General features: G+C 66.6%; 23 protein-coding genes. 2 read left to right on the top strand and 21 right to left on the bottom strand.

The window, feature by feature from the left end:
• Positions 1-6 precede the first annotated feature (6 nt).
• Positions 7-570 (top strand): DUF2231 domain-containing protein, encoded by a 564-nt coding sequence (locus tag DEIPH_RS12535; RefSeq protein WP_034358599.1) that lies wholly within the window; start codon positions 7-9, stop codon positions 568-570.
• Between the two features lie 553 nt (positions 571-1,123).
• Positions 1,124-1,573 carry a hypothetical protein gene (locus DEIPH_RS19855; protein WP_152544926.1) on the top strand — a complete coding sequence of 150 codons (450 nt, stop codon included), beginning with the start codon at positions 1,124-1,126 and terminating at the stop codon, positions 1,571-1,573.
• Between the two features lie 372 nt (positions 1,574-1,945).
• Here the strand turns inward: DEIPH_RS19855 and DEIPH_RS12530 are convergent, their stop codons facing one another.
• The 21 genes from DEIPH_RS12530 to DEIPH_RS12425 all read right to left on the bottom strand — a co-directional run bounded on the left by DEIPH_RS12530 (position 1,946) and on the right by DEIPH_RS12425 (position 20,660).
• Positions 1,946-2,794, bottom strand: coding sequence for a glycoside hydrolase family 19 protein (locus DEIPH_RS12530; RefSeq protein ID WP_051517355.1), 849 nt, complete (start codon positions 2,792-2,794; stop codon positions 1,946-1,948).
• Positions 2,791-3,255, bottom strand: coding sequence for a hypothetical protein (locus DEIPH_RS12525; protein ID WP_034358597.1), 465 nt, complete (start codon positions 3,253-3,255; stop codon positions 2,791-2,793). The genes DEIPH_RS12530 and DEIPH_RS12525 overlap by 4 nt, the downstream gene beginning before the upstream one ends.
• Positions 3,255-3,650, bottom strand: a complete 396-nt coding sequence (locus DEIPH_RS12520; protein WP_034358595.1) for a hypothetical protein — start codon at positions 3,648-3,650, stop codon at positions 3,255-3,257. Before DEIPH_RS12520 ends, DEIPH_RS12525 begins: the two co-directional genes overlap by 1 nt.
• Positions 3,651-4,007: 357 nt before the next feature.
• Positions 4,008-4,376, bottom strand: a complete 369-nt coding sequence (locus DEIPH_RS12510; RefSeq protein WP_034358591.1) for a hypothetical protein — start codon at positions 4,374-4,376, stop codon at positions 4,008-4,010.
• Positions 4,377-4,386: 10 nt separating this feature from the next.
• Positions 4,387-5,946, bottom strand: a complete 1,560-nt coding sequence (locus tag DEIPH_RS18835; RefSeq protein ID WP_152544925.1) for a glycine-rich domain-containing protein — start codon at positions 5,944-5,946, stop codon at positions 4,387-4,389.
• Positions 5,947-6,366 carry a hypothetical protein gene (locus tag DEIPH_RS12500; protein WP_034358589.1) on the bottom strand — a complete coding sequence of 140 codons (420 nt, stop codon included), beginning with the start codon at positions 6,364-6,366 and terminating at the stop codon, positions 5,947-5,949. It lies immediately after the preceding gene.
• Complete coding sequence (locus DEIPH_RS12495; protein WP_034358587.1) at positions 6,363-7,793, bottom strand: hypothetical protein; 1,431 nt, start codon at positions 7,791-7,793, stop codon at positions 6,363-6,365. The genes DEIPH_RS12500 and DEIPH_RS12495 overlap by 4 nt, the downstream gene beginning before the upstream one ends.
• Positions 7,790-14,233, bottom strand: a complete 6,444-nt coding sequence (locus DEIPH_RS12490) for a tape measure protein (protein ID WP_081790910.1) — start codon at positions 14,231-14,233, stop codon at positions 7,790-7,792. The genes DEIPH_RS12495 and DEIPH_RS12490 overlap by 4 nt, the downstream gene beginning before the upstream one ends.
• The gene (locus DEIPH_RS12485; protein WP_034358583.1) at positions 14,230-14,514 is read right to left on the bottom strand and encodes a hypothetical protein; all 285 of its coding nucleotides are present in this window, start codon (positions 14,512-14,514) and stop codon (positions 14,230-14,232) included. The genes DEIPH_RS12490 and DEIPH_RS12485 overlap by 4 nt, the downstream gene beginning before the upstream one ends.
• A 143-nt stretch (positions 14,515-14,657) precedes the next feature.
• Positions 14,658-15,020 carry a hypothetical protein gene (locus DEIPH_RS12480; protein WP_034358580.1) on the bottom strand — a complete coding sequence of 121 codons (363 nt, stop codon included), beginning with the start codon at positions 15,018-15,020 and terminating at the stop codon, positions 14,658-14,660.
• Positions 15,017-15,265 carry a hypothetical protein gene (locus tag DEIPH_RS12475; RefSeq protein ID WP_034358578.1) on the bottom strand — a complete coding sequence of 83 codons (249 nt, stop codon included), beginning with the start codon at positions 15,263-15,265 and terminating at the stop codon, positions 15,017-15,019. Before DEIPH_RS12475 ends, DEIPH_RS12480 begins: the two co-directional genes overlap by 4 nt.
• A complete protein-coding gene (locus DEIPH_RS12470) occupies positions 15,265-15,759 on the bottom strand; it encodes a hypothetical protein (RefSeq protein ID WP_034358576.1) in 495 nt (164 codons plus the stop codon). Before DEIPH_RS12470 ends, DEIPH_RS12475 begins: the two co-directional genes overlap by 1 nt.
• Positions 15,760-15,761: 2 nt before the next feature.
• Positions 15,762-16,094 carry a hypothetical protein gene (locus DEIPH_RS12465; RefSeq protein WP_034358574.1) on the bottom strand — a complete coding sequence of 111 codons (333 nt, stop codon included), beginning with the start codon at positions 16,092-16,094 and terminating at the stop codon, positions 15,762-15,764.
• Complete coding sequence (locus tag DEIPH_RS12460; protein WP_034358572.1) at positions 16,087-16,485, bottom strand: HK97 gp10 family phage protein; 399 nt, start codon at positions 16,483-16,485, stop codon at positions 16,087-16,089. Before DEIPH_RS12460 ends, DEIPH_RS12465 begins: the two co-directional genes overlap by 8 nt.
• Entirely contained in the window at positions 16,482-16,799 is a 318-nt protein-coding gene (locus DEIPH_RS12455) for a phage head completion protein (protein WP_034358570.1), read from the bottom strand. The genes DEIPH_RS12460 and DEIPH_RS12455 overlap by 4 nt, the downstream gene beginning before the upstream one ends.
• Positions 16,800-17,318, bottom strand: coding sequence for a hypothetical protein (locus DEIPH_RS12450; RefSeq protein WP_152544923.1), 519 nt, complete (start codon positions 17,316-17,318; stop codon positions 16,800-16,802).
• Positions 17,272-17,484: a hypothetical protein gene (locus DEIPH_RS12445; RefSeq protein ID WP_034358566.1), complete on the bottom strand. Its 213-nt coding sequence runs from the start codon at positions 17,482-17,484 to the stop codon at positions 17,272-17,274. Before DEIPH_RS12445 ends, DEIPH_RS12450 begins: the two co-directional genes overlap by 47 nt.
• A 55-nt stretch (positions 17,485-17,539) precedes the next feature.
• A complete protein-coding gene (locus DEIPH_RS12440) occupies positions 17,540-18,826 on the bottom strand; it encodes a phage major capsid protein (RefSeq protein WP_200868178.1) in 1,287 nt (428 codons plus the stop codon).
• Positions 18,823-19,665: an HK97 family phage prohead protease gene (locus DEIPH_RS18830; RefSeq protein ID WP_051517352.1), complete on the bottom strand. Its 843-nt coding sequence runs from the start codon at positions 19,663-19,665 to the stop codon at positions 18,823-18,825. Before DEIPH_RS18830 ends, DEIPH_RS12440 begins: the two co-directional genes overlap by 4 nt.
• Before the next feature lie 63 nt (positions 19,666-19,728).
• The gene (locus DEIPH_RS19315; protein WP_161636066.1) at positions 19,729-20,391 is read right to left on the bottom strand and encodes a DUF4145 domain-containing protein; all 663 of its coding nucleotides are present in this window, start codon (positions 20,389-20,391) and stop codon (positions 19,729-19,731) included.
• A 20-nt stretch (positions 20,392-20,411) separates the two neighbouring features.
• Positions 20,412-20,660, bottom strand: a complete 249-nt coding sequence (locus DEIPH_RS12425; protein WP_034358564.1) for a phage minor head protein — start codon at positions 20,658-20,660, stop codon at positions 20,412-20,414.
• Positions 20,661-20,723: the final 63 nt, after the last annotated feature.

Here is a 20,723-nt window from a genome sequence, read left to right as displayed (position 1 = left end):
GCGGGCATGGATTCACAGATCAATGACCGGATCGAAGACGCGCTGAGCGACCACCAGGTGCTGGAGCAGTTCGCCGAGCAGCTCCAGGCGGCGCTGCGGGAGGCCGAGAGTCATCTGCCGGCCGGGGTGCTCCGCCTGCTGCACGGGGAAGCCCTGGGCCATCCTCTACATCCCATCCTGGTTCACCTCCCGCTGGGCGGCTGGCTGATCGCCGGGCTGCTGGATTTTCTGCCCCTTCAGCGCAGCGCGGATACCGAACACGCCGCCGACCTGGCCCTGCTCCTGGGGACCATCGGGGCGACCGGGGCCATCGCCGCCGGATGGACGGACTGGGCCAATACGCGGGGCCAGGCCCGCCGGACCGGCCTGATCCACGGCGGCCTCAACGAGACGGCGTTCCTGCTCAATACTGCTTCCCTGCTGGCCCGCCGGCGCGGAAAACGCGGGCTGGGCAAGGCGCTGTCGGGGACGGCCCTGGGCTTGGCACTGGTCAGCGGGTTCCTGGGCGGCCAGCTGGTCTACCGGCATGGCCTGGGGGTCCATCACACGCTGGCCCGGCCACAGGGTTGACGGGCAGAGGCTTTTCCCACCGGACGGAGTGCTGGGCAGCGCCGTTCACCCCGGACAGACGCACATACCTGGGGGGAAAAGCGGGAGAGGGTCGGTTCTGCGTCAATAAGGAACCGACCTTCTCCTGCAAAAACGAGGCGCTGACCGCTACAAGGACAGCAAAGAAAAAACCCCCGCTGGGCGGAGGTTTCTGCTGGTAGAACCGAGGGGATTTGAACCCCTGACCCCTACCGTGTCAACTCGGGCAGCAGGTTTTAGTGTGCTGAGGTCTGCTGAGTTTCGCTGTGTGGGCAGGCATTTGGTGCCCCCCTCCCGAGACGAACCTTGAGGCTAGAACGGGCAGGCCAGGGGTGGGGAGGGGTAACGCAGGGGTGAACCCGTCTCTCTCAGGCTCTCCAGATGGGAAATGAAAAAGCGCCCCACCCCGCCAGATCGGCGGGCATGGGGCGCTTCGGCGCAAGTTGTCCGAGGGGATCAGGCGGCAGTTGCCCACGAGGCAAGGGCAGGACACCCAAATTTTGACAGGAAGGTTTGAAACTTTAGAATCATCAGAATGAGATTTAACAAGTCCTCAGTCATATCCTTTGCCAGGAACGCCACGGAGGCGGCCCTTGCTCTCATAGCTATCTTTGCCTTTATTAAGCTCGGGAAAAGACTAACCTATATCGCGTTGATGGCAATAAGTCAGGCTGCCCTAATTTCTTGTGTCTCTATGGCTAGCTGCATGTTCTCTTTTTACAGAACCCTTGATGATCAGCCTGATACACGTAAAGCAGCACGCGCCGCTGGTAGGCACTTTATTTCCGCAGGGCTTTTATCTTTTGCTGCACTTATGTACTCTGGCGGCTACTATATATTTTCTTCTACCCCAGATGAAGTAGGCTCGCCTGTACGAGGAATAATGGCCGTATTCTTTGGAGTCACTAGTGTTTACATACTTATGGGATTTTATGATTTAATTAGCGCACTTATGGCCCTTTCTTTTAAAGAAAGGGAAGTTTAACTTTTTCAAGGTTCCTATGAGTCAGTCCCCCTCTTGTTTCTAACAAGAGGGGACTGGAAAATGTGCGCGTGATCAGCGATCCGGCGGGCGCAGGTCGGGCAGGGGCGGCGCGCTGGGGTCCGCCGGAACCGGCACGATCCCGTTCTCCGCGTTTGCCCGATCAGCCCTTGAGCCGCGCCATTGGTGTGCACCCAGCATACCGACGGAGGCAAGCAGGATGTCTCCCGCAACGGCGGGCAACTGCTTGCCGGTGAAGTGAGCATGCACGAACAACACCAGGACCATGACGAACCCGGCGCTGCCACAGGTCAGGGTGTAGACCCTCCGGTGGTGCCCGGCACGATCACGCGCCGCAGACGCGCGCCGGGTGACTCAGCCCGTCGTGACATAGAGCTTCTCACCCACCTGCGTCCGCTGGTCAATTGGGTGGACGCCGCTGGGCAGGGTGATGGTGTCCTCGGCGATCACGGCGTCGGCCAGGCTCATCTCGACTCCGTTCACGAAGAGCCGCAGCACCGGACGCACCAGGGCCTCCTGCGCCGCCAGGGCGGCCGCCTGCTCGCGCAGCCGCCCGATTACCCGGCGATACCGGGCGAGTCGGTCCTGAAGGCCGTTCTGTCCGCCGTTGATCGCCTGGGTGACGCTGATCATGTGTCCGGCATCCGCCAGCTCGTTCAGGGTGCGGCCCTGGTATCGCCGGTGCGCCCAGTACGCCCCGGCCACCGCCGCCGACACGTCCGCCCGCAGCAGCAGATTCGGGTTGCCTTCCAGGTCCATGCCGATCAGCCGTCCGTAGGCCCGGTAGGCGTCACGGCCGGTCAGTTGCGGCCAGCCACGGCCCCGGTAGGTCCATCCGTCGCCCGTGGTCTCGGCGCCGTTCCCCATCCGTCCCCCGTAGCAGTGGCTGGCGATAGCCTGTGGCCCGGCAGCAGCCAGGCGCCGAGCCACAGCGTTGGGCACCTTCACGGCAGCCCTAGGGTTGACCGCGTATCGGTTCGGCCACACCTCCGAGAGGCGCTGCGCCGAGTAGTTCAGGTTTTCCGACGTGCAGATGAAGTTCGACTCATGCGCCCACTGGGCCAGGAACATCCCGAGGCGCTCGGGGGTCTGATCGATGCCGTACCGCGTGATGACCGGCGCGAGGGCGGCCACCACGGCGGCGGGGTTGGCATTGCTGGGGGCCACTGCCCGGACGTGGTCAGGGGTCAAGGTCAGGTTCATAGGCAGTCTCCCGCAGGGGCCAGCCGCCCCTGCAATTCCGCGATCTTCTGGGCCTGGGCCTGGTTCTCGAACTCCAAGTCGTTGACCTGGGCCAGCAGCTCGCCGTTGTGGCGGGTGGCCGTCTGGAGATCCGTCTTCAGGCGCTCGTTCTCGGCGGTCAGGGTGGCATTCAGCAGCTCGACAGCGGCCCGCTCACCTTCCAACTTGCGAACGCGCTCCTTGAGCTGGTCGTTCTCGCGTTCGAGGGTCTCGGCGCGCTGCTCGGTCTTGGCAAGCTTCTGTTCGAGTTCCTTGATCTCGGCGTCCTGCTTGTCGAGGCGCTTTTCGAGCCGTTCGATCATGGCCTGCTCGGCGCTCTTGGCGGCAGAGAGGCGGTTGTGCAGGAAGCCCATGTAGCCGACGGCGACCGTGCCGGTCACCCCAATGACGGCGGTGATGATGGGGATGATGGCGGGGTCCATCAGAGCCTCCGGGGGTGCGGTTCGGTGATGGTGGCCAGGGCGATCAGGAGGGCCAGCAGGCCGTAGGTGGTGCTGCCGGTGAGGACAGTGCCCGCGCCCAGCGTGAAGCTCACGGTGATGCACAGGTGGAAGAAAAAAGCGGCTAGGTAGGCCAGCCGCCGGGGCAGCCCGCCGGGCAGCGCGAACAGGGCCAAGCCCGCGACCGTGGCGACCAGGCCCCAGACCAGTTGGGGAAGCCAAGCCATGCCGCTGAAGGACGGCCCGTGGCTGAAGAGGTCGGGCTGGCACAGGCAGACCACGCCGAAGGCGAAGGTGCCCAGGGCCGTGAACAGGCGGAAGAGCCAGTGCGGCCCGTTGAAGATGAGGCGGTGCAGGATGCGGACGAGGTGGGTCAAGAGGGTCTCCGATCTCCCGGCATGAAGAACCCGCCCAGGCTGGGGGGCTGGGCTGGGCGGGGCGAGGTGTGGTACGTTTTGCGGTCTGTGGCAAAGAGGAAGCGTCAGCGGTTTGCCTTCGGGTGGTTCAGCATCGTCCTGCGTGTGCTGCTGCTCGTCTTGTTGGTGCTGTGGGGCCTGATCCTCTGGCAGATGCTGGGCCGCTGAGGTCAGCCCGGCTCAGCAGGCGGCGTCTCCGCGTCCGCTTGCGCTTCCGCTCCCACCTTGGGAGTCGGCGTTTCGGTCCACCCACAACGCGGGCAGCGCCAGGTGCTGTCCGGGTCCTGCACCAGTTTGCGGGCGTCCAGTGGGCAACGCTTAGACAGCGTTGGCAGCAGCATTCCTGACCTCCGTGATGTAGTCGAGCAGTTCTGTGACCTCGTCCTGCACCTCGCCGATCTCACTGGTGCTGGCGCGGGTCGCGCGGAGGCGGTTGTACATGGCGATGCGCTCGTCGAGCAGGCGTTCTGCCTCGCGTAGGTCGGCCCGCGCCTGCTCGATCTGCTCCCCGCGTTCCACCGCCGCGAGGATGGCCGCCTCATCGGGTTGCGGTTCAGGACGGCCCCAGTTCGCCAGCGCGGGCAACCCCTCCGGCCCGTCCGGGTAGTCGATCACCCCATCCCGTCCCCATTGCCAGTCGGGGTACAGGCCGCGCAGGCCCAGCATCAGTTGTTGTTGACTCAGCACGTCATCCTCCTCACGGACTCTGGATCACGATCACGCAGCCGTTGGCACCGCCACCACCGCGACTCGGCCCGCTGTAGGTCGCCCCACCGCCGCCGCCGCCACCTCCCGGCCAGCCGCCCGCCCCACCCGTCGAACCAGCGCCCGCCGAGTTGATCGCCGCTGCACCCCCGGCCCCGAACCCGCCGCGCGGCAGGCCCGGCAGGCGGGCGGTGCCGGACAGCCCGGCCGGTGTACCCGGCTCGTCGATGTACGCGAACGAGATAGAGCCGACCAGCCCGCCTGCGCCGCCCGCGTAGGCAGTGGAGCCGTTTTTGCCCCCGCCGCCACCGCCGCCTGTGGCTCCACCGGTGGAAGCAGCGGCCGCTGCGCCCGCACTGGTCGCGGCCCCCCCAGTCCCGCCTGCCGATCCCAGCAACTGTCCCGCAACGTCCGGTTGCCCAGCGGTCCCCGCCGCGCTGAGGCTGCCCGCACCCCCGGCACGCCCGCCGCCCGCCAGCACGTTCCCGAACAGGCTGCTACCCCCAGCCCCGGCGGCGCTGGCTGGGCTGGACACCCCGCCGCCGCCGCCCGCACCGATCGTGACGCTGACGGTGGCAGGCAGGCCACTTGCCGCCGACTCCCAGACGGTGAGGCTGCCTCCCGCCCCGCCCCCGCCGCCGTAGGCGTTGCCGCTGCTGACGCCGCCCTGGCCGCCCCCGCCGCCGCCCCCGACCACCAGCACCCAGACGCGGCGTGCCCAGGGCTGCTTCGTCCAGGTGGATGTCCCCGGCGTCTGGAACACGTCCACCTGCGAACTGCGGCCCGCGCTGTCCAGGGCGGCCTGGAGGCCAGTTACATCACCGATGACGTGCGTATGGGCGCTGGGCGGATAGGTGGCGGGTTTGCCGCTGATGTTGCCCCAGGATAGGGTCCCGTTGGCGACCGCCTCGGCCCGCTGCGCCTGCGTTTTAGCGTAGTCGCCCTGGGCCAGAGCATAGCCGCCCTGGGTGTTGGCATAACTTGCTGCATCGTTGGCCGCCCCCATCGCGCTGTAGGCATCCTGAGCGGCGGCATACGTGTCCTGAGCGCCGGAGTACGCCTCCTGCGCGGCGGCATAGGCCGTCTGAGCCTGGGCCGCCGCCTCCGTCCCGGCGGCGCGGGCGGCCTGCACCGCGCCGGGCACGTCGACAATGGCGGCCTGGAGCGTGGCGCTGTCGAGCACATCCACGGGACCCTGCGGCGCGGTGTAGTCCCAGGTCCCCGCGCTGCCCACCGTGCTACCCGGCCCGCTGTTGTCGTATATCTGTGCGGTCCAAGACCGCACGCGAGGGATGCCGCCGTACATCACCGTCTCGGTGAAGGTGCAGCGGGGGACGGGTTGCCCCGCCTGCGCCCCCGGCACCACGAACGGCTGTGCAGGCAGCGTCAGGTCCCGCCAGCCGGTGCCCGAAGTCCACCGCCCAGTGTACACCGCTATTGCTGCGCGGCCCAGCACGTCGCTGTACTGGGCCGGGTACTCGATCCGCAGGGTCACGCCGTCCGGCACGCCGCCCTGCACGACAGGACTGCCGATCACTCTCAAATCTGCCATCTACCAGACCACCTCCTGTCCATCGGTGCCACTCGCCGCTGTGGTGCCAGGGGCGAGGGTGAGGGTCACATCCGCGACGTTGCTGTACTCGTCCTGCACGGGCCGGCTGTCCAGGTGCCCCCCCAGCACGGGCAGTGCCGAGCGGCCTGCCCGGGTCAGCCACACCGCCGTGCGCGCGGCCGAGCGGTACATCCGCAGCCGTGCTTCCAGCTCAGCCTCTGTGGCCGCCTCCTCCCGCCAGGTCAGGACCACCGGCTGAGGTGTGCCCAGACGGTCGTCGATGCGCGAGAACTCGGTGTAGCCGCGTGCCCGTTCCAGCCTGATGGCGGGGGCCGCGGCGCTGTGGGTGCCAGGGCGAGTATCGGGCGGCAACGCGACGGCGACGCCCGCTGTGTCCACCAGGGCGTACCTCTCGCTCATGCCCGCCTCCGCTGTCCGCGGTAGGGCAGGGCCGCCGTGAGGAGGCGCGTGCTGGCCTCCCCCTGGTCCCAGGTCACCACGGCGCCCGCCACGTGTTGCGAGAGGCCACCAGGCAGGCCGTCCACCCGAAGGGGCGGCACGTGCACACCGGGCAGCGTGAACTCCCAGGTGGGGCCGACCGCGTAGGGCATCCAGCCCGGCGGCATGACCACGTTCCGCGAGCGTTCATATTCGCGGCTGGCGACCAGCTGGGCACTGTTCAGCGCCAGGCTGTTGCGGTTGGCTGGCGCCGTCCCCGCAGGGTAGGAGCCGCCGAGGTACACCCACACGTCCTGCACCCAGCCGCCCGATGCCCGCGCGTCCGGCCCCCACAACTCCGGTGGCAGGGTGTAGGTGTAGCTCCCGACTCCGGACAGCGTGACGGGCGTCGCGGGCAGGAAGAAGTCGGTGCCGTTCGCCCGCTTGATCCGGAGGGTGAGGTTCACCGGGTCGGGGGTGCGCCGCTCGGCGGTGAAGTTCAGCCGCAGCGCCAGCGCCCGCAGCGGCCCGCGTTCGACCGGGCGCTGCCCCACGTCCACGGGATAGCCGAGGCGGACAATCCACGTGTGCCCGGCGTCCAGCCCCTCGACGGGGACCATCACGTCGATCCCCCCCACGGTCGTTGCCGCCGTGACCTCCTCCACCGTCTCCGTCATGGGGTCCAGCGTGATGACCGCCGAGCGGCGAGGGGCGAGCGGCGGCACGTCGGAGCGGCTGTAGGTGTGCAGCGGCCATTCCGGCCCAGCCTGGTACGTTGCGTCCGTCACGTAATCCGTCACGGTCCATCCCAGCGAACGCAGGCCATAGGCGCGGCTGTCGAGGGTATAGACGGCGGGGGTGGCCGACTCGGGCCGCCCGATCACCCCGGTCAGGTCCGCCGTCACCCCGGCCTCAGCGTTCGGGTACGGTTCCAGGGCATCGTCCACGGCCTGCTGGCGTGTTTTCGTGCCGTCCGGCGCAGGCATGGGCACGCCGAAGGCCCGGGCCCCACCGGGCGTAAACCCCGCACCGTTCAGCGCTGCGCTGCTGTCGCCCGGACGGCCCAGGTACGTCGTCTCCAGACCGACGAGGGGGATGTCGCTCAGCTCGCCCTGCCGCACGGTGGCCGCCTCCGCGATGCCCGCCGCGATGTAGCCCGTTCCCAACTCACTCTCCAACTGCACACGGATCATGCGCGGCCATGCCTGACCTGCCCAGGTTGCAGGCACTTCGGACATGCCAATGTTGCCGCTTCTGAGAGTGCCGAGCGGGCCATAGCTGAGCTGCACGGTGATGGCCGCCGCCCCGAATGTCTCGTCTGGCACGCCAAATGGCGGCGCGTCATGCGCCTCGAAAAAGAGGCGGGCAGGCCGCCATGCCTGCCCGCCCTTGCCTGCGGTGATGTTCATCGGAGTCCCCCCCAATCGAGGTCTTTGCGGCTCAGCAGACGTTCCAGGCGGTCCACCGCCGCGAGCTGCCGTGCGCCCGCTTCGAGGTGCGCCTGGCCGCTGGTGTTCATCTGGGTCAGCCACGACGGAATGGCCGTGGCGAGCTGGGTCACGCTGTTGGCGAGCGTCCCCAGGATGTCGAAGTTGTAGCTGGCCGTAATGCTGGCAGGCATCTCGAACTTGATGGTCGAGGTGTCTACCGTGCCCAGAGAGATGCTCTTTTCCCCCTGCATGACTTTGATGCGGGTTTGTAGAGCGTCGATCTCGCCCCGCAGCCGGTCACGCTCAGCCTGAGTGGTCGCGTTGTTGTAGCGGTCCTGGAGCTGGCTGAGCTGCTGTTGCAGTTCCGCGATGCTGCCCTGCGCGGCCTTCTTTTGCTGTTCGACCTGGCCGTTCAGGCGGTCCAGCTCGGCTTGTTTCGCCTCGATCTCCGAGCGGATGCGCTGGCGCTCCTGGTCGGTGGTGGCGAGGGAGAGCTTCTGCTGGAGGTCGCTGATCTCCTGCTGAAGGGCAGCGAGGGAACCGGTGGGGGGAGCCTCCGGCGCGCCCTGCCCGTATCCCGGCAATTGGGTGGCCGTGGCCCTCCACGCCTCCTCGATGCTCTTCGTGCCGCTGCGGATGTCGGCCATCAGCGAGTCCAGGAACTGTTGCTCGGACGTGCTGATGGCGCCGTCCTCCAGCGCCTTCGCACGCGCGTCCGCGTAGGCTTTGATCTTCTCTTCCAGCCCGCTGCTGACGATGATCGCCTTGAGGGCCATCCGGGCGACCAGGGAGTTCAGCGACTTCTCGAAGGCCCCCTCGACCCCCGACCAGTCCCCCATCTCGAACGCATTCATGAGGGAACTTTCCAGCGTGCTGCTGATGGTTTCCCCCACCTGGCCGAAAATCTCGGCGGCGCTCACCTGCAACTTGGCCGCCGCATCGCTCATCACCTGGGGACCCGTGCCCGTCAGGCCCCACCAGAGCCGGGTGAAGAAGTTGCTCCCCGCGAGCTTTTCGCGCGCCGCCGCGTCGGCCCTCAGGGCCTCGGCGTACACGTTCTTGAACATGCCTGCCCCGTTCTGCGCGACCTTTTTCTCGGCCTCGGCCACCTCCAGCAAGCTCTTTTTCCAGGCGCGGATACCCGGGTCGATATTGTCGATGGCCTGCCCCAGGTTCATCACGGCCCCCAGGGCGGCCGAGATCCCGCCCAGGAAGTCGCCGCTGGAAAATTTGGCGAACGCCTCGACCGCGCCGGTGGCCGCCGAGGTCAGTTGCCCGATGCCCTGCATGGTTTCGTTGTCGGCTCCAAACAGGCCGAACACCTGCTGCACGACCTCACCCACCTGGGCGACCTTGCTCTTGAGCTTGTCGAGCTTCTCCAGGTTCTCAGCGGCTTTGAGGCCACTGCCGCCCAGCCCGCGCAGTTCCGCCGCCATGGCCCGGTAGCCTTCAGCCAGGTCGGGCCTCCCCGCTGCCTCTGCTGCCAGCGCCAGCTTTTCCAGCACGGGCAGCATCTTCAGGACCTCGGCCCGGAACTCCTCGGAGGTAACGCCCCCTTCCTGAAAGCCCTGCACGAGCTTCTGGAGCTGCGCCGTGACCGACACGGCCTTCTCATCGCCCAGCGTGCCGAGCGTCTCGCCCAGGTCCTGGGTGGGGACGATGGCCGCGGTGGTCGCCCCCAGCAGCAGGCGGACGCTTTCCGCCGCATCTGCGTACTCCGGCCCCATCTTCGACAGGTTGACCAGCAGGGCGAGCAGCGCCTCCTGCTGGTCGCGCACCACAGCGTTGTAGTCCTCGGTGCTGAGGGTGCCTGCGTCCAGCCCCTTCCTGGCCTCATCGATCTTGCCGGAGATGCCTTCCAGGGTCTGCTCCAGCTTCGAGGGGTCAGGGGCGGGCAGCACGACCAGGCTGGCAAACTGGTGTTCCAGCTTGGCCTTCAGGTCGGCCCACTCCGGCGCGTCCCCAATCAGGGTGATGAACCGGTACAGCTCCGGGCTACTCAGCCCCTTCACCGCCGCATCAAACTCGGTGCTGCTGCTCAGTTCCCCGAACCGTGCCCAGAAATCCTCACGGCCCTGGGCACCGATATCGCTGAACGTGTCAGACAGGCTGGCACGTATGGCCGCCTCCAGCTGCTCCAGCTCACTGCCCTGGAACACGTCGCTGACGAGCTGCCCGCCCAGAGTGTTCGCGGTGCTTTGTTCCAGCGTGACGCCTTCAACAGGCAGCGGCGCATTGTTCCGGGCATTCGCCGCGATGAGCGCCTGAGCGCCCCGGAAGGCGATGGTGCCGAGATCGGTCGCCCCGCCCGCCGCGAGGAGCTGGTCCAGGTTGTCCTTGACGTACTGGGCAGCCTGTGCCGCCTCGCCTCCCTTCTGAATGTAGGTGTCCAGCAGTTGCACGAAGCCGCTCTGCCGGGGGTCGATGCCCTGGCCGATGGCCTCTTGCAGGATGCCCGTGAGCATGGAGAGGGTGTCGGCGTAGGAGCCGGCGCCCTCCTCGCCCTCGGTGAATTCGTCGTGGATCAGCTGGATACGCTGGCGCGACAGTTCCTGGTCGCTCTCCAGAATCCGCGCGTTCAGCGCCTCCACCCGCCGCCCGATCTCGGCGGCCACCGCTTCCATGAGTTCGGTGTCGCGCTGGGCGCTGGCCTCGTCGTAGAGCCTCAGCAGGCCTTCATCGGTGCGGCCCCCCAGCGTATCGAGGTTCCACTGCCGGGTGGCCGCGTAGGTGTCCTGCGCCTGCTTGCTGGACGCGTCGGCCACGCGCTGGGCAGCGGCTTCGATGGTGCTGGCCGACTCACCTGCCGCCGTGCCCAGGGCCGCGTAGTAGGCGCGGTAGGCGTTGCTGTTCTCGGTGCGCCACCCGTCCTCGATCTCGTTCAGGCGGACGGCAAGGGCACCCTGATCCTTGATCGTCGAGCGGGCCTGGGTTTCCTGTTCCTCCTTCCAACGGGTGTTGCCCTGCTTGCGGGCCGAGAGGGTCGCTTCCGCCTCGGCACGGGCGGCCGCCTCGATCCTGGGGCCAAAGGCTTGCTGCACGGCCAGCACCCTTTCCAGATCGTCCCCCGCCGCCTTCACTGCCTCATCACGGGAGCGGCGCAGCTCGCGCCCCCTGATCTGCGCCGCCTCGGTCGCGCTGGCCGCAGAACGGCTGGCCAGTTGGTCAGCCTGGCGGCTGGCCGCCTCGGCGTTGCGCTGGGCCTCGTCCTGGGCACGTTTGGCATCGGCGTCGTTTTTCTGGCGGAGCTGCTGGCGACTCTGGTAGGCCGACCGCTCAGCAGCCAGCACCGACGCCTGGGCCTTGCCCTGCCCCTCGAACGAACGGACAGCCGCGTCAGCAGCAGCGATCTGCTGCGCTGAGCCGCTTTTCTGAGCCGCCTCCTGCGCCTTGATCAGTTGCAGCGCCTGGTTGCCGTACCGCTGGAAATCACGTGTGGTCGCCACATAATCGCCGCTGGTCTTGTTCAGGCCGGATTGGGCCGACTGGACGGCGGAGAGGGCGCGGGCGTTGCCTTCGCTGGCCTTCGACCACGAGTCCATCGCGGTTTTCGCCGCGTCGATCTTCCGGGGGTCATGGCTCTTGTTCGCGGCGTCCAGCGCGGCCACGAGCTGCTGCGCCTTGGTGATCTGCGCGGTGGTGATGGGGCCTGCGACGGGCTTGATCTTTTCCTGTTCTGCGACGATCTTCTGCGCGAAGCCGATGGCCCCCTTGCGGGCGTCATTGCTACCTTCCCAGCCGCGAATCTCGGCCTGAATCTGGAGCTGGGCCGTGTAGTTGCGGTCCTCTTCCGCCTTCGCGAGTCGCCGGGAGAGGTCGAGGGCCTTCTCCTTCAGCTTGTTCCAGTCGGAGAGGGTGAGGTTGTAGGTCTTCTGGTCCTCGGCGGACGGCGCGGCGTTCCCGCCGCCTGGAAACACACTGTTGATGCTGGGCGTAGCAGCGCCAGGATTCGTCTTGGGCTGCTGGGTGACGGGCGCCGCGAAGGGCGAGGTGGGCGCCCGGTAATAGACAGCGTTCTGCCGGTCGTACATGCTGACGACCTGGGTGATGCCGTCCCGCCCGTTCGCCTGCGTGCCGGGGTTCTCGATAATCTTGAGGTTGCCCTTGCCGTCGAAGCCCGTCACGACGCCTGCGTGCTTCCCGCTGGACACGCCATAGGTTTTCCCGTTGCCGGATGTCCACACGACCAGGTCGCCGGGGCGGATTTCCTGCCCGTCCACCTTCTGGAAGCCGGAAGCCAGGGCATTCTTCTCCAAAACGGCCACGTTGGCGTTCTGGACCGCCGAACCCTTCACCTTCACGCCCAGCTTGTTCAGGATTTCGTAGGCGATGATGGCGCAGTCCGAGGCCACGCGCGGGTCGTTCCTGAAGACGCTCGCCAGGCTAGAGATGAAGGCGAAGCCGAACTTGCCGGACTCCTCCGGGATATTCGTGTTGGCCTGGCCTCCGAGCTGAGGCCCGAAGGGCGTGGCGTATACGTTCCCGGCATTGTTGTAGTGCGTGACCGCGTCCCGCGCGTTGCGGTCGGCGGCGCGGCGGGCGGTGCCTGCCAGTTGCCCCGCAAACGGTTGCAGGACGGCGGGGAGCAGTTGCGGCAGGGCCTCAATCGCATTGGCGAGGGCGTCCAGAATCAGGGCTTGCAGGCCGTCGAGCGCCCCTTGCAACCCTTCCCAGATGTAGGTGCCCAGTTTCTTCCCGGTGTCGATGACCTTCTGCGCCATGTTCTGGGCCGTCTGGTCCAGCCTGTCCCCGAACCCCTCGAAGGTGGTCTGCATGTCCCCGAAGGCGGTGGCCCAGTCGCCGCGCAGTACGGCCCCCACCCGGCGGAAGGTCTCGCCCAGGGCATTCAGGATGACAGTCGCGCCGTCCAGAATCCCGCCCAGGATCGGTCCGATCACCGGCCAGATTTTCTCGAAGACCGGGATCAGGACGGTCTGCACCGTGCGCTGCACGAACAGGAAGGCGTCCTTCACCATGGCCGCGAAGTCCATGAAAGCGCTGCCTGCCGCCTGCAAGAGGGGCCGCACATGGGGGGCGAGCATCTCGAAGATGGGCAGCAGCACCCGCTGGAAGACCTGCTGGACCATCTCGAACCCGGCGTGGGCCATATCGCCCAGCATCCCGAAGACGGGCATCAGCCGGGCTTGCAGGTCGCGCCCCAGGTCCAGCAGGGTGTCCCGCACTGGGGCCAGCACGCGCCCGGCCTGCTCGAACCCGGCCCGCACGTCGCCCAGCGAGACGCCCATGCTCTTGAGCACCAGGACGATACCTGCCCCCGCCGCCGCGAAGGGCAACAGGGGCGCGATGAAGGCGACGGCGGCAGAGGCCCCGGCGATCAGGGCGGGCACCAGCATGGCGACGATGGCCCCACCGACAGCGGCGATGGCGGTGCTGTTGTCCTTCGCCCACTGCTTGAGGTCGAGCTTCTTCAGCATGTCGGGCAGGCCACCCAGCACGTCGTTCACGCCGGAGAGGACGCTCTTGAGGTCCAGGGCCTCGACGATGGCTTGCCCGGCGGCAATCCCCGCCTGCGTCATGGTGTCCAGCGTGTTGGACACCATGCCGAGGAGGGTCCGGCTCTGCGCCTCCATCCCGCCGCCGAACTTGTCGGTCATCCCTTGCAGAATCGCGGGGATGGCCTGGGCACTGCTGATAGCCCCCTGTTCGGCCATCTTCATGGCTTTGGGGATGCTGACCCCGATCCTGTCCGCCAGCATCTGCCAGGCGGGGATGCCCCGCTCCGCGAGCTGCTGCATCTCCTCGGCGGATACCTTGCCCTTGGCTTGCATCTGGCCGAGAGCGAGCGTCACGCCGTCCAGCACGTCCTTGCCCCCGCCCAGGGCGCCCACGGCGTCCCCGATAGCGGTCATCATCGGAATGACCTGCTGCGCCTGGAAGCCGAAGGCCAGCAACTTCTTCGCGCTGTCCTGCAATCCCACCAAGTCGAATGGGGTGTGAGCCGCGAACTGGGCCAGGTCGGCCAGGAACGTCTTAGCCTTTTCTCCGCTCCCCAGGAGGGTGGTGAAGGCAGTCTGCGCCTGCTCAGCGTTACCGGCGAGCTTGACCAAGCCGATGCCTGCGCTGCCTGCCGCCGCACCCAGCCCGGCGAGGATGCCGAGGAACCGCTCACTGCTCTGCTTGGCCTCGTTGCTGAAGTGCAGGCCGAACGAACGGCCAGCGGCACGCCCGGCGGCTTCCCCAACCTCCTGGCCCTCCTTCACGAAGCGGCCCTTGGCGTCGATCAGCTTGCCCTCGCTATTGCGGCGTAGGCCCTCACCGAACTGCTCCCCGGCCCGTTGCCCGCTCTGGCCCGCGACACGCTCGGCATCGCGCAGGCTGCGCTCCAGGCTATCCACCCTCGCGAGAATGTCGATGTAGAGCGTGTCGACCTGCCCGCCCACTCCGCCGCCTGATGTCATTTCTCACCTGCCAGTTCTTCGATCTCCGCCAGCGGCGGCGCGACGGCGAGCACCCACGCGGGCACGCGCCGTTTCTTCAACGCCCGCTTTAGGTCCTGCGCGGCGCGTTTGGTGATCTTCTTGCTCCGGTATTCCGGCAGGTCATAGACCGACAGGAACCGTTCCCGCGCCTTCACGTCCACTGGGTCAGGGTTGCTGGACAGGTCTGCTTCCGCCAGAGCCTTCTTATCCACCTTCATGAAGTGGTAGTCCCTCATTGCGCGGTCGCGCAGGTACAGCACCCAGTTCGCCTCCCCCAGGTACGCCCGGAGCTGCGTTTCGGTGAGCCGCTCGATGTCCCAGGGGTGCAGGCCGTACAGGTGCGCCAGGAGAGCCTGTGTGCGCCGGGGGCCAAGATCGGGAGGCAGAACCTCCCAGTCGGGGTCTAGGGCTTCTTCGCCCCCTCGGCGTTTGGGAGTTCACCATGCATGCAGGCGTGGGTGATCTGGGCGGCGGCAGTGGCCGTCATGTCGTCAACCATCGCCCGCACCACGCGCTCGTCCGTGCCTTCGGCGGCCCTCAGCATGATCAGCTCGGCCAGGAACCCCTCAGTGTTCGCCTGCGCCCGCGCCAGCGCTTCTTTCTGGCTGTAGCGCTTACGCTCGCTGAGGCTGGCCTCCTCCAGGTGCAGGGTGACGGCCTCCGGTGCCGGGATGTCCTGCCCCTCCAGCTTCTTCTTCGTCTTGGCGGGCAGCGGAATGTTCAGGTCGATGTTCTTCGAGCCGGTGATGTCGAGGGTCAGGGTCATGGCAAAACCTCCAGGGTGACGCGGGAAATCCGCGCGTGGCCTTTCTGGCCCAGCAGTTCCTTGGGCAGACGCACGCGGTGTCTGGTTTTGGTGTCGGGGTCGCGCATGGTGAACGTGCGGGACTTCTGGCCGCGCATGACGAACAGCAGCCCGCAACGGAGAGAGCGTCCCCCGTCGACGAGGGACGCTCCATACGCGCAGGCCACCGGCGCGCCCTCACGGCGCGAGGTGGCGATCAGTTCCATCAGGGGGCCGGGATGGTGGCGGTGTCGTTGTACTTCGGCCCATAGCCGGTCAGACCCAGGCTGAACGTCACATACCCGTCCGCCGGGATCGGCTTGCCGGTGCTGGTGACGAGAGCGCACCCACCTTCCCAGGTGTCGTCGGTGTTCATCTGGCGCTCGATCCACACGTACTTGCCGAGGGCGGCATACATGGTCTGCATGTTCGTGCGCTCGGCCTTGGTGGGCAGCACGTTGCCGGAGAGGGCGGCCGTCCAGCTTCCGGTGTCGGGCCGGGGCTTCTGCCAGGTAACGGCGGTCCCAGCGGCGGGCGAGCCGTACACCTTGGGGGGCGTATCGGTCTTGGTGCTGACCTGCGCAGGCATGTCCGTGGTGGACAGTTCGGGCAGGGGCAGCGCGGCGGCGTTGAAGTCAGCGGGGCGGGTGGTGGTGGCTGCGGCCAGCACCAGGTAGCGGAACTTGGAGGTTTCACCGTACACAGCGTCGTATTGAGTCATGGTTATCTCCGGTGCTCGCTGATCACGCCGATGGCATCGGGGTCAGGAGCGGGACGAGAAGCGAGAAAGCCGAAGCCCGCCTCGCGCATAGCGGTGCGGGCCTGTTCCGAGAGTTCCAGGGCGCGGGCGAGGGTGGCCGCGTAGGCGGTGACCTGCACACGCTTGCTGGTGGGGGTGCCGCCGTACTGGGGTAGGCCGGTGTTGCTCACCCAGTCGAGGACGATCACCTCGGGGGTGTCGGGGTCCTCGTCACCAGGTAGCAGCACGGGCGGCGCGTTCGGGATGCCCAGTAGGGCCGCGCGGGCATCGGCGAGGGCGGAGAGGAGGTCAGCCACGGCGAGACCTCAGCTTCTCCAGGGAGGGGCGGAGCCAGGGACGGGCGGCCACCTTCCGTGTACCGAATTCCATGTACACGCCGTGCTTTTTGTTGGTTCCGACCCGGTAATGCCCGTCCTTGATCTTCTGCACGCCGATGCTGTTGCGGAGGTCGCCAGAGTCCACGGCAGGCGGATCACCGGGCGCGCTGGCCGTGTGCGGCTTGTTGCGCTTCCCGCCAATGGGGAGAGGCTGCCCCCCCACCATGAGGAACTTGTCGGTGTACGTCCGACCCCGCCCCGGCTGGCTGAGGGTCGTGATGATCTCCGTCCGCAACTCCTGCGCCCGCAGGGCCGCCCGCTTGTTGGCGAGCTGCTGCGCGGCGGCGCGGGTGTGATTCAGCCGGGTCACACGCTCACCACCATTGCCAACGTGTACCCGTCCCATTCCTGCACGTCGGTGACGGTGTACGTCACGCCGTCCACGACCAAGCGGTGCCTAGCCGGGTTGAGATCGATGCCGTTCAAGTACACCTCCTTGCTGACCTTCACGCCCAGCAGCCCGGCGCGACGCAGAGTGCGTTCGCTCGCCGGGAACGCCGCGCACGGCACCGGCTGGCCCTGCGGCTGCCAGGTCGTGACGCTCTGCCCCAGACGGTCGGGCGGCCCCTTCACCTGCGCGAGCACCTGACAGGTGGACGTGAGCATCCCGGGCGAGAGCCGCACCTAGAACCTCAGCGGCAGCCAGGGCCGCAGCAGGGCCAGCACGTCGGGCGAGAGGGTGCTCGCCTCGCTGTAGGTCCGGCTGACCGGCCCCATGCTCTCGCTCCTCACGCCCACCGGCACCGCCGCGCCCAGTTCTGCCGCCGTGAGGATGGCCTGCCGGATACCCGGTGGCAGGTCCTCAGCCGTCCAGCCTGCCGTGTACGTGACCGTGTAGGGCGTGCTGATCACCGTGCCGCCCCACGTGCCGCCGCCGTAGGGCCGCACCAGGGCGGACACGTCCAGCGTCCAGGGAGAGCGCAGGATGCCCGCCGCCGGGGCACCCCCCAGGGTGAGGCTCTGCACGCTCACGGCGGGCCTGGAGAGGGCAATCAGGCCCGAGGACCCCACTGTGCCGCTCTCGGCCTCCTGGGTGCGTTCTAGGGTCGGCACGCCCAACTGGGCCGCAATCAGGGCTTCGGAGGCGGCGAGCTGGTCACTTGTCAGCGGGCTTGCTGCTGGCGGGCTTACCAGACTTGCCATCAGTCCCCCCTTTGGGTTCAGCGGGCTTCAGCTCGATCAGGCCGTTACGGGCCAGCTCCTTCGCGCGCTGGTCGTCGGCTTCCACGGTGCCGTATACCTTGTCGCCGGGCACCTTGCGCTCGCCGCTCACACTGTCCACAAACGTCCTGAGTACGGGGTATTTCATGCCTCCTCCAGAAGAAAGGGCAGCCCCTCAGGACTGCCCGGGTTGGGATGACGGCTCAGGGTGTGGTGACGAACTCGCCGTGAACGAAGGACTGCGGGCGGAACACGGCCAGGGCCAGCCGCTCTTCTGCGCGCAGCGTGAGCATGTTCCGCACGAAGTTGTCGCGGTCGTGTTCGCTGATCGCCACCGTGGCGTCCTCGCGCAGGAAGATCTGCGCGGCCATGCCGAAGGCCCCGACCAGGAAGTCGTTTTCCGTGATGGCCGTGGTTTCGATGACCGGCATCTTCCACAGGCGCTGTTCGCCACCGACCACGACGCTGACCCAGATGTAGCGCCCGTCGCTGCCCTTCTCCAGCTCGATGTCTTCCCAGTCCGCCGGGTTCAGCACGATCCCGTCCGCCTGGTACTCGGCCAGGCGCACCTGGGTGCGGGCGCGGCGCAGCGTGTCGATAGCGGTGTCACCCGACTTGCGGCGGTTGTAGGCGCTGGCCTGGGGAATCAGGCCCAACAGGTGCTCACCGGTGCCGTCGCCATACAGCAGCTCGCGGTCCTCGACGATGTGCAGCCCCTCGACCAGGCGACCGTCCACGTAGGAGGTGAGCATGGGGATGTCGTCGCGCGCCTGCTTGCTGATCGGGACCCAGTGCGCGATGGTCTTCACACCCACCGTCATGGTGTCGAACTTCAGGTTGCTCTCGGGCTTGAGCTGCCCTTCCGCGACCGGCGCGGCGTTGTTGGTGAACAGCGTCTCGCGCGGGTACTCGATGGCGTTGCTGGTCGTGTTGCCCACACGGATGATGTCGCGCACGTGGTCGGCGCGTACCTGGGGGCGGATGATCTCGGTGAGGCGCTGGGGCTGGATCAGGGTGCCCACGCTGCCCGCGTCGCTGGTCAGGGCCTTGACCTCGAAGCGGGCCTCGCCGCTCTTGCGCTCGGCAAAGGCCTTGAACTCGTCGCTGTCGGTGAAGCGCTGCCCGGCGGTCTTGACCTCGTGACGGCTCGCGCCCCCCATATCCAGGCGGCCCAGCTTCACTTCCAGGTCGTGGACCTTCTGCACCTGGTCGTCGTACTTCTTCTCCAGCTTGGTGATTTCCTCGCGCGTTTCCTTGCTGGTCTCACCGTTGGCCTTGATTTCCTTGATCTGGGTGTCGAGGTGGCTCTTCAGGCCCGTCTCGATGCGCTTCAGCTCGGCCATCACGTGCGGGGTCGGGTCGGCATCGTCGAACAGCGGCACGCCAGCGCCGCCGAACATGCTGCCGCTCATTGCGGGGCCGGAAAAAGCCTCGCTCATAGAGGCAGCGAGGCGGGCGAGGGTGATGGCAGGCAGGTGGGTTTTTGTCATGGGTTCCCTCCGAGGGATGCACCGAACTTCCGCAGGTCAGCGAGGATGCTGGACTTGCGGCCTTCGGTGTCGAGCGTGCAAGCTTTCGATTGCAGCGCGGACAGCAGCGGCGAGTGCGCGGGCGGCTCGCGGCGGCTCTTGGTATCCCCAGTGGACGTGTCCGAAGTGCCCTCATCGGCGGCTTCGTCCAACCCGGCTGCGGAAACAAGGTCTTGAAGTTCGGTAAGGGCGGAGAGGATCTTCTTCGCGTTCGCTGCAGAGAGGACCCGCCCCGCCTTCGTGGAGAGGTTGACTTCGGTGATGGCCTTCCAGCGGCGTATCTCGCGTTCCAGGTCGGCGCCGGACTTGATGCCGGTGATCACCGCGCCCTCGTTCGCTGGGAAGGGAACGAACGAATACTCGTAGAGCTTGGCTTCGGTAATGACGCGCCAGATGCCCGACTGCCGGGAAGCGTCGTCATCCGGATACTCGGCTTTGTAGGCGCTGTACCCAATAGACATGCTGTCCAGCGCGCCCTCCTGCGCCAGCGTGTAGATGTCCTGGCCCATCTGGGTCTGACTCATCTTTGTGCTGGTCAGCAGGCCGTAGCTGTCTTCGACCAGGCTGACGGGCTTCCCCACCGGCAACTGGCTGTAGTAGTCGTGGTTGTAGAGGACCTTGATCTTGTCCTTGCGCTCGCTCACGGTCTTGACGAACGCGCCGCGCTGGATCACGTCGCCGTAGCTGTCGGTGTTGCCAAACGCGGCGGCGTAAGCCGTGATGATGCCCTCGCCCTCGGCCTTCACCTCGATGGTGAGGGACTTGGTTTCAACGAGGTCTTTCGTGTTGCTCTTGGTCATGCTGTCTCACCTCCTTGGGCAAGAGAAAACCGCCCTCTGGAGGGCGGCTGTTGAATTGATTTCTTACTCTCGACGTTGCTTCTGTTGCTCGATCCTGGCAGGCAGGACATACAGCAAGTGCAGCATTAGTCCAGTGAACTCGACGATTTCGCGTGCGTCTTCTTCAGTGGGCGGAGTATCCGTCTCACGGGGATGAGCGCTGTCATTACCTACCTCCCGGACTTGGTGCGCCCAATCTCTCATAGAAGCAACAATAAGCTTGCGCTCTGCAAGATCATCAATCTCTGCCGCCAGGTTTCTCCCCTGCGCCTCGAAACCTCGGGTAACTGCCTGAAGGGCGCTACGTGCGAGGAGGATCGCCCCGTCCCAACTCTTGGTGCGGATATTCTCCTGAGCCTGTACGTAGAAACGGGCAGGTACGGGCGGAACGGCCTCATTTACGCTGCTCGCACCTATTGGACGTGGGAACTGTACGTAATCCACACCAGAATAGCTATGAGGGCCATGAGTAATAAAGGTGCGGTTTGAGCACGCTTGACATTTCAAGGTCAACCAAGTCGTTTCAACAAAGCGCCCTCCTGTTTGTGTGCGCTGGGATTCAAGCTCTTTGTCAAAGCTACCCCTCGTATCGCAGTAAGCGCACGTAATTAAGCCCAAGTGAAAGTCCGCCCCCCCATAGTCGTTACGGGGGACAAACTGTGTGTTAGTGAGTTCACGCCAGTCCACGTCCCCCATTCAATCACCCCTCACGGCACTTTTGCCACGTACGTCACCACGCACCTGCAATTCGGCTCCCCCGGCTGCATCAGCCCGTTGCTGAACGGCTCGTCGATCGGCACCGTCTCCCCGTCCATCGCTCGGTGTTCGTCGCGCTCGCGCCCGTCTATTCGCGTGTGCCAGGTCTTGACCATCTCGACCTCGAACTCGGCCGCGAGCTGCTCGGCGCTCTGCTGGTGCGCCGCGCTGAACGCGGCGGCCACCTCGGTGCAGCTCAACTGGAAACGCCGTTTAGGGCCTGGTGAGGTTATGGGCGAGCACCGCTAAGACGACACGGAGCC

It is taken from the genome of Deinococcus phoenicis (assembly GCF_000599865.1).
GTDB lineage: Bacteria > Deinococcota > Deinococci > Deinococcales > Deinococcaceae > Deinococcus > Deinococcus phoenicis.
Note: the sequence above shows the minus strand (reverse complement) of the source record. Positions and strands in the feature narration are given on the sequence as shown.

Bases quoted from the DNA above. Each gene is read 5' to 3' on its own strand.
- DEIPH_RS12535 (WP_034358599.1), top strand. From the start codon at position 7: ATGGATTCACAGATCAATGACCGGATCGAAGACGCGCTGAGCGACCAC.
- DEIPH_RS19855 (WP_152544926.1), top strand. From the start codon at position 1,124: ATGAGATTTAACAAGTCCTCAGTCATATCCTTTGCCAGGAACGCCACG.
- DEIPH_RS12530 (WP_051517355.1), bottom strand. From the start codon at position 2,794: ATGAACCTGACCTTGACCCCTGACCACGTCCGGGCAGTGGCCCCCAGC.
- DEIPH_RS12525 (WP_034358597.1), bottom strand. From the start codon at position 3,255: ATGGACCCCGCCATCATCCCCATCATCACCGCCGTCATTGGGGTGACC.
- DEIPH_RS18835 (WP_152544925.1), bottom strand. From the start codon at position 5,946: ATGGCAGATTTGAGAGTGATCGGCAGTCCTGTCGTGCAGGGCGGCGTG.
- DEIPH_RS12500 (WP_034358589.1), bottom strand. From the start codon at position 6,366: ATGAGCGAGAGGTACGCCCTGGTGGACACAGCGGGCGTCGCCGTCGCG.
- DEIPH_RS12495 (WP_034358587.1), bottom strand. From the start codon at position 7,793: ATGAACATCACCGCAGGCAAGGGCGGGCAGGCATGGCGGCCTGCCCGC.
- DEIPH_RS12490 (WP_081790910.1), bottom strand. From the start codon at position 14,233: ATGACATCAGGCGGCGGAGTGGGCGGGCAGGTCGACACGCTCTACATC.
- DEIPH_RS12480 (WP_034358580.1), bottom strand. From the start codon at position 15,020: ATGACCCTGACCCTCGACATCACCGGCTCGAAGAACATCGACCTGAAC.
- DEIPH_RS12475 (WP_034358578.1), bottom strand. From the start codon at position 15,265: ATGGAACTGATCGCCACCTCGCGCCGTGAGGGCGCGCCGGTGGCCTGC.
- DEIPH_RS12470 (WP_034358576.1), bottom strand. From the start codon at position 15,759: ATGACTCAATACGACGCTGTGTACGGTGAAACCTCCAAGTTCCGCTAC.
- DEIPH_RS12450 (WP_152544923.1), bottom strand. From the start codon at position 17,318: ATGGCAAGTCTGGTAAGCCCGCCAGCAGCAAGCCCGCTGACAAGTGAC.
- DEIPH_RS12445 (WP_034358566.1), bottom strand. From the start codon at position 17,484: ATGAAATACCCCGTACTCAGGACGTTTGTGGACAGTGTGAGCGGCGAG.
- DEIPH_RS12440 (WP_200868178.1), bottom strand. From the start codon at position 18,826: ATGACAAAAACCCACCTGCCTGCCATCACCCTCGCCCGCCTCGCTGCC.
- DEIPH_RS18830 (WP_051517352.1), bottom strand. From the start codon at position 19,665: ATGACCAAGAGCAACACGAAAGACCTCGTTGAAACCAAGTCCCTCACC.